Origin of the sequence: Xenophilus sp., assembly GCF_044462705.1 — a bacterium.
In the GTDB taxonomy this organism is placed as follows: domain Bacteria; phylum Pseudomonadota; class Gammaproteobacteria; order Burkholderiales; family Burkholderiaceae_C; genus Xenophilus; species Xenophilus azovorans.
In genome coordinates this window covers 1-5,489 of record NZ_JBIQNC010000268.1, presented here as the reverse complement: position 1 = coordinate 5,489, position 5,489 = coordinate 1, and the positions used below count along the sequence as shown (strand labels likewise).

General features: G+C 73.0%; 6 protein-coding genes. 5 read left to right on the top strand and 1 reads right to left on the bottom strand.

All coding sequences use genetic code 11. From position 1 onward, the window contains the following. The 4 genes from ACIY1X_RS24290 to ACIY1X_RS24275 form a co-directional block, all read left to right on the top strand. On the top strand, nt 1–918 hold a 918-nt coding region (locus ACIY1X_RS24290), incomplete at its 5' end, for a glutathione S-transferase family protein (protein WP_399685677.1). Between the two features lie 32 nt (nt 919–950). After that, entirely contained in the window at nt 951–2,741 is a 1,791-nt protein-coding gene (locus tag ACIY1X_RS24285; RefSeq protein ID WP_399685675.1) for an FAD-binding protein, read from the top strand. A 137-nt stretch (nt 2,742–2,878) separates the two neighbouring features. After that, nucleotides 2,879–3,793 carry an SDR family oxidoreductase gene (locus ACIY1X_RS24280; RefSeq protein ID WP_399685672.1) on the top strand — a complete coding sequence of 305 codons (915 nt, stop codon included), beginning with the start codon at nt 2,879–2,881 and terminating at the stop codon, nt 3,791–3,793. Nucleotides 3,794–3,805: 12 nt separating this feature from the next. Then, complete coding sequence (locus ACIY1X_RS24275; protein WP_399685669.1) at nt 3,806–4,228, top strand: SRPBCC family protein; 423 nt, start codon at nt 3,806–3,808, stop codon at nt 4,226–4,228. 5 nt (nt 4,229–4,233) lie between these two features. On the opposite strand, the gene ACIY1X_RS24270 is transcribed toward ACIY1X_RS24275, so the two are convergent. After that, entirely contained in the window at nt 4,234–4,956 is a 723-nt protein-coding gene (locus ACIY1X_RS24270) for an FMN-dependent NADH-azoreductase (protein WP_399685668.1), read from the bottom strand. A 127-nt stretch (nt 4,957–5,083) separates the two neighbouring features. Between ACIY1X_RS24270 and ACIY1X_RS24265 the strand changes: the two genes are divergently transcribed. Further along, the coding region (locus tag ACIY1X_RS24265; protein ID WP_399685666.1) for a LysR family transcriptional regulator at nt 5,084–5,489 on the top strand (406 nt) is incomplete at its 3' end.

Sequence of the window (5,489 nt, the reverse complement as noted above, 5' to 3'; positions counted from 1 at the left end):
CACTACGCCAGTTCGCCCTTTTCCGAGAAGGCCCGCCTGCTGCTGGGCCACAAGAAGCTGGCCTGGAAGTCGGTGATCATCCCGCCGGTGATGCCCAAGCCGCAGCTCGTGGCCCTCACCGGCGGCTACCGGCGCGCGCCGGTGCTGCAGATCGGCGCCGACATCTACTGCGACACCGCCCTCGTCGCCGACGTGCTGGAGCACCTGCAGCCCGAGCCGCCGCTGTATCCCGAGCCGGAAAAGGGCCTCTCGCGCATCCTCGCCCAGTGGGCCGACAACCAGCTCTTCTGGGCCGCCATGGCCTACAGCCTGCAGCCCAAGGGCGCGGCCGAGGTCTTCGCCGGCGCGCCGCCGGAAGCGGCCAAGGCCTTCGCCGAAGACCGCGCGAAGATGAGCGCCGGCAACATGGCGCGGCTGCGGCCGGGCGACGCCGCCGCGGCCTACAAGTCCTACCTGCGGCGCCTGTCGGACATGCTGGACGACAAGCCCTTCCTGCTCGGCGAAGTGCCCTGCATCGCAGACTTTGCGGCCTACCACGGGCTCTGGTACACCCGCCGCGTGCATGCGGTGAAAGACATCCTCCAGCTCACGCCCGCCGTGCTGGACTGGATGGACAGCATCCAGGCGATCGGCCACGGCAGCTTCGAGAAGATCACCGCCGCCGACGCCATCGCCGCCGCGCAGGCCGCCACGCCGCACACGCTGCTGGCCGACAGCACCTTCCAGGACGAGCACGGCATCCCGCTGGGCAGCGCCGTCACCGTGCGCGCCGAGAGCTTCGGCCCGGAAGAGACCGCGGGCACGCTGGTCGCGGCCACGCGCACGCACTACACGCTGGCGCGCCAGGCGGACGACGTTGGCACGGTGCACGTGCACTTCCCGCGCATCGGCTACGTGCTGAAGGCGGCGCGCGACTGAGCGCCGGCCGCACGCGGGCGCGCAGCACGGCGATGCGGACACGGGCCTCCCTCTTTTCACGGCCGCGGCGGCTGCTGCTGTCGGCTGCCGCGGCGCTGCGCTGGCTCGGCCGCCTGCCCGCCGCCCGCGCCGCGGCGCCCGCGGTGCGACCGGGCGAGCCGGGCTGGCCCGACGAGGCCGACTGGCAGCGCCTGAGAGCCGCCACCGGCGGTGCGCTGATGCGTGTCGAGTCGCCCTGGCCGGCGGCGCGGCAGGACCCCGCCGAAGCCGAGCGCCTGCTGCGCGCGCTCAAGAACCCGTACTTCACGCGCGACAGCGTGGCGCTGACGCAGACGCTCGGCTACGTCGACGCATGGACCTCGCAGCCCAGCGCCTGGGCGGTGGCCGCGCGCAACGCGCAGGAGGTGGCGGCGGCAGTGGACTTCGCGCGCACGCGGCGCGTCCAGCTGGCGGTCAAGGGCGGCGGCCATGCCTACCAGGGCACCTCGAACGCGGCCGGCTCGCTGCTGGTGTGGACGCGCCGCATGAACGACGCCGCCGTGCACGAGGACTTCGTGCCCGAGGGCTGCGCCGGCCGCCTGCCGCCGCAGCGCGCCGTCACCCTGGGCGCGGGCGCCGTCTGGGGCGAGGCTTACGACGCCGTCACCACCCGCGCCGGCGGCTACGTGCAGGGCGGCGGCTGCATGACGGTGGGCGTGGCCGGGCTGGTGCAAAGCGGCGGCTTCGGCAGTTTCTCCAAGGCCTTCGGCCTGGCCTCGGCCAGCCTGCTGCAGGCCGAGGTGGTGACGGCCGACGGGGCGGTGCGCACCGTCAACGCCTGCCGCGACCCCGAGCTGTTCTGGGCCCTCAAGGGCGGTGGCGGCGGCAGCTTCGGCGTCGTCACGCGGCTGACGCTGAAGGTGCACCCGCTGCCGCGCACCTTCGGCGCGATCGAGATGACGGTGCAGGCCGCCTCGCCCGAGGCCTTCCGCCGCTTGATCGCGCGAACGCTCGGCTTCGCGCGCACGGCACTGCTCGACCCGCACTGGGGCGAGCAGATCCGCCTGCTGCCCGGCGAGCGGCTGCAGGTGAGCATGGTCTTCCAGGGCCTGAACCGGGCCGAGGCGGGCGCCGTCTGGCAGCCCTTCATCGATGCGGTGCAGGCGGCGCCGGGGGAACTGCGCTTCCTGTCCTCGCCGCTGGTGGTCGGCACCTCGGCGCGCGACTTCTGGGCGCCGTCGTGGATCAAGCGCAGCCTGGGTTTCCAGGCCCGCGACGAACGCCCCGGCGCGCCGGCCACCAACGTCTTCTGGCCCGGCGACCAGGGCCAGGCCGGGCAGGTGCTGCACGGCTACGCGTCCACCTGGCTGCCGGCCGGCCTGCTGCACGGCGAGGCGCTGGGCGCGCTGGCCGACGCGCTGTTCGCCGCCAGCCGCGAGAGCGGCCTGTCGCTGCACTTCAACAAGGGGCTCGCCGGCGCCCCGCCCGAGGTGCTGGCCGCGGCCCGCGACACGGCCATGAACCCGGCCGTGCTGGACGCCTTCGCCCTGCTCATCATGGGCGCCGGCGAGCAGCCGGCCTATCCGGGCGTGCCGGGCCACGAGCCGCAGGTCGAGCGGGGCCGCGCACGCGCCGCCGCCATCCGCCGCGCCATGGCGGCGCTGCGGCAGGTGGTGCCCGACGGCGGCGCCTACCTGTCCGAGAGCGACTACTTCCAGCCCGACTGGCCGCGCGCCTTCTGGGGCGGCCACCATGCGCGGCTGCTGGCTGCCAAGCGTCGCTACGATCCCGACGGCCTGTTCACCGTGCACCACGGGGTCGGCAGCGAGCCGGGCGTCGGTTGAAGGGCCGCCGTCGCGGGAAGGACTGACAGCCGGGCGCCGTTCGCGCTCCAATGGCGTCCGCGTCGCTGCCGCCATGCATGCAGGCCGGCAGCGGTCGAGACATCCACCTCTTCCTTCCGACTGAAAGGCGTTTCTCCATGATCCAGGACTTCCAAGGCAAGACGGCCGTGCTCACCGGCGCCGGCTCCGGCTTCGGCCTCGAATGCGCGCGCATCGGCGCCGCCCGCGGCATGAACCTGGTGCTGGTGGACGTGCAGCAGGACGCACTGGACCAGGCAGAGGCCGAGATGAAGGCCGCGGGCGCGCAGGTGCTCGCGCGCAGGGTCGACGTGTCCGACGCCGGCCAGATGGAGGCCCTGGCCGCCGCCGTGAAGGAGCGCTTCGGCGCGCCGCACTTCGTCTTCAACAACGCCGGCGTGGGCGCCGGTGGCCTGGTGTGGGAGAACACCGTCGCCGACTGGGAATGGGTGCTGGGCGTGGACCTGTGGGGCGTGATCCACGGCGTGCGCCTGTTCGTGCCGATGATGCTGGAGGCCGCGGCGAAAGACCCGTCGTACCGCGGCCACGTGACCAACACCGCCAGCATGGCCGGCCTGCTCACGCCGCCCAACATGGGCATCTACAACGCGGCCAAGGCCGCGGTGGTGAGCCTGACCGAGACGATGTACCAGGACCTGCGCCTGGTGACCGACCAGATCGGTGCCAGCCTGCTGTGCCCGTACTTCGTGCCCACCGGCATCACCCACAGCGAGCGCAACCGACCGGGCGGCGCGCCGGCGCAGAGCCAGCTCACCAAGAGCCAGTTGATCGGCCAGGCGATGACCGAGAAGGCCGTCACCAGCGGCAAGATCACCGCCGCCGAGGTGGCGCACAAGGTCTTCCAGGCGATCAGCGACGACCAGTTCTACGTGTTCAGCCACGAAAGTCCCAAGGCGCTGGGCAACATCACCAGCCGCATGGAGAACATCGTCGCCATGCGCAATCCGGCCGACCCGTTCCTGGCGCAGCCGGAGATCGGCGCCAGGCTGCGCGCGCAGTTGCGCGCCGGCTGAGGGGGCTCGGGCATGGCCACGCTGCGGCAGGAATTCGTCGTCGACGCCGCGCCGGCGCTGGTGTGGGACGTGCTGCGCGACTTCGGCGCCGTGCACACGCGCCTGGCGCCCGGCTTCGTCGCCGACTGCGTGCTGGAGGAGGGCGGCCAGGTGCGCCGCATCCGCTTCGCCAACGGTTACGAGGTGCGCGAACGGCTGGTCGGCATCGACGAGCAGGCGCGGCGCCTGGCCTACACGGTGGTGGGCGGCCGGGCCGAGCATCACCACGCCAGCGCACAGGTGCTGGCCGAGCCCGACGGACGCACGCGCTTCGTCTGGATCACCGATGTGCTGCCCGACGCGGCGGCCGGCCCCATCGGCGCCATGATGGCCGTGGGCGTGCCGGCGATGCAGAAGACGCTGGCCGCGCTGGGGCCGGCCGCGGCGCCGGCGTAGCCGCATCAGGCGGCCAGGGCCGCCTTCTGCATGCCGGCGGCCCGATGGACGGCCGGCGCTGGCGCAAGCCACCGGTCCACCAGCGCATCGATGCGCGCATGCGCCTGCGCCACCGACCGGGCCAGGCGCTCGTCCCCGTGCTCCTCGTGCTCGATGGCGATGCCGTGCACCTCGGTGATGCCGATGAAGCCCAGCACCGTGCGCACGGCAGGGTCCAGGTGGTTCATGGCGGCCATCGCGCCCCCTTCGTCGAAGCCGTGGCCGCCGCGCGAACTGAGCAGGACGGCCCGGCGCGGGCGGTCGGCCAGCAGCGGCACGTAAGGATCGTCGCCGCGCGCCGGGTCGAAATCGAAGGTGCGGCCGATGCGCACGATGTGGTCCAGCCAGGCCTTGAAGGCGGCCGGCGGGCCGAAGTTGTACATCGGCACGCCCAGCACCAGCAGGTCGGCGCGCAGCAGTTCGTTCACCAGGGCGTCGCTGTGCGCCAGCGCCGTGCGCTGCGCCGGCGACCGGTGGGCCTCGGGCGTGAAGGCGGCGTGGATCCATGCACCGGAAAGGGCTGGCGGCGGCTGCAGCCCGACGTCGCGGTAGCTCACCGTGTCCTGCGGGCGGGCGCGCGTCCAGCGGGCGACGAAGCGGTGGCTCAGCGCGCGGGTGAGCGAGCCGTGCGGATGTTCGCCGGCGCGGCCGGGGCGGGCGCTGGCGTCCAGGTGCAGAAGATGGGTCATGGCGGGATTCCTTGATGGATGGATGAGAACTGCTCAGCAGCATTGGGCTGGCAGGTCGACTCTAGGAAGCGCCACCCCTCGTGACAAACGACGATTTCTGGCGGACATGGGAAAATGAAATTCATCCATGAGCCACCCACGCGCCTTGCCCTCCCTGTCCGCGCTGCGCGCCTTCGAGGCGGCGGCGCGGCACCGCAGCGCCAAGCTCGCCGCGCAGGAACTGTCGGTCACGCCCACGGCGATCAGCCACCAGGTGCGCCAGCTCGAGGACACGCTGGGCCTGGCGCTGTTCGTGCGCACGCCGCGCCAGCTGGTGCTCACCGCGCAGGGACAGGTGCTGCAGAAGGCGCTCACCGAGTCCTTCGACGCGATGGCGCAGGCGGTGGCCGGCCTGCATGCGGCGCCGGCGCGCCAGACGGTCACGCTCTCGGCCACGCCCGCGGTGGTCGCGCGCTGGCTGCTGCCGCGGGTGCCGCAACTGGTGGCCCGCCATCCGCAGCTTTGCCTGCGCTTCCACGTCTCCCACGCACCGG